Below are 1,437 nucleotides of genomic sequence, written 5' to 3'. Positions count from 1 at the left end.
AATCACTTTATCAAAAGTCATTATCTCTTAGGGGTTTACAGTGAGCACTATCAATTCAGACGATGTAGCCAGCTGGGCTGCTGAACATGGAAAGTGGTTTTGTAGCTATGACGTTTCGCGCCATTTTAAATGCACCACCCGCGCAGCCGTTGACGCTGTTAGTTATCTAAAAAGAGGCAGACGCTATACGGTGGAAACTAAGAAGGGTAAGACGCCTAACGGGCGGGATTGCTCAATGGTCAGAGTAATCGGCTATATCGAGCGGGAAGCCCCATTAGGGTATTTGTCAGGGAATTGCGGCTTAATATGGAAGAATTGAAGCAATGAGTTATATCACCGTCGTTAACCCTGTCTCTGCGTTTTGCGGCAAGACATTTGACCTGGACACTGCAGGCAACATCATCAAACACAGGGCGGCATCACCGGCTAAGTGCCTGGCCTACACCGTGGCGTGTCCAGATCTGGCCACGCTGGGTAATATCATCAATAGCCTGCATCCTGGCATGGCCATCATCCTTGGGTATGTCCCTGAGACCATCGGGGAACAAAAGTTCCACCTTTGGAGTGTGCGAGCGCTTGAGGATATCTACCAGCAAGCACATGGCCATGACTTCAAACCAGCCACCGCTGACAGCTATCAACTGATCCAAAAGAAAGACGGCATTCTGCACCTACCCAGACTGAAACAACTGTTTAAGCCATCACCGTTCTTTTGCCTCGACCGTGACATTGACACTGACGCACCGCCGGAAATGGCCGCTATTCAGCGGATGGATAATGCTGAGTTCGTGAAACTCTTTTGCTCTGAACTGGGTGCTGAAATCGGGCTGGCGTTCAGCGATGTGACATACCTGGCCGTTGAATCCAGCAGCGGGCAGGTCTACCAGAAAGACGGCACGCCTTACGCGCAGGACGCAGCAGCACACATCTTTTTTCAGGCTGCAGACGCCGACGACCTTGAGCGCTTTAACATGGCCATGAGCGCCCAGGTGATCGCGAACGGATACAGCTACCACTCAGAGGTACACAACAAAAACGGCGGCGTGGCTTTTCGCAAAAAGCTGATCTATGACCAGTCTGTATTTACCGTTGGCCGCTTGTTCTTTGAGTCGTCGCCGCGTTCTCTGTCACCGGAGCTGGTGATCAAAAAAGAGAATCCAATCCTGGTTAACGGCCTGAATGCTTGCGTCGATACTGCAGCAGTGCGCGATCCTAATCAGCACGTAATGGCAGCGCTCGACCGGCAAAACCTGACATTTAAAGGCTCTCATTATGAGGCAGACGGTCTGACTGAGTATCTGGTCATAGAGACAGAAGACGGGCCGATGACTGTTGGCCATTACCGCGACAATTACGTGCGCCGGTTACGCTGCCAGACGCCTTTCAGAACATCCGACAGCTGGGCCGCGTACTTGAACCGGCACGATGACGGCGGGG

General features: G+C 52.1%; 1 protein-coding gene. It reads left to right on the top strand.

The annotated features are described in order from the left end of the window. Positions 1 to 323: 323 nt before the first annotated feature. A partial coding sequence (locus H511_RS23045) for a hypothetical protein (protein WP_036759400.1) occupies positions 324 to 1,437 on the top strand: 1,114 nt, incomplete at its 3' end.

Source organism: Photobacterium halotolerans DSM 18316 (assembly GCF_000425165.1).
Taxonomy (GTDB): Bacteria; Pseudomonadota; Gammaproteobacteria; order Enterobacterales; family Vibrionaceae; genus Photobacterium; species Photobacterium halotolerans.
Note: the sequence above shows the minus strand (reverse complement) of the source record. Positions and strands in the feature narration are given on the sequence as shown.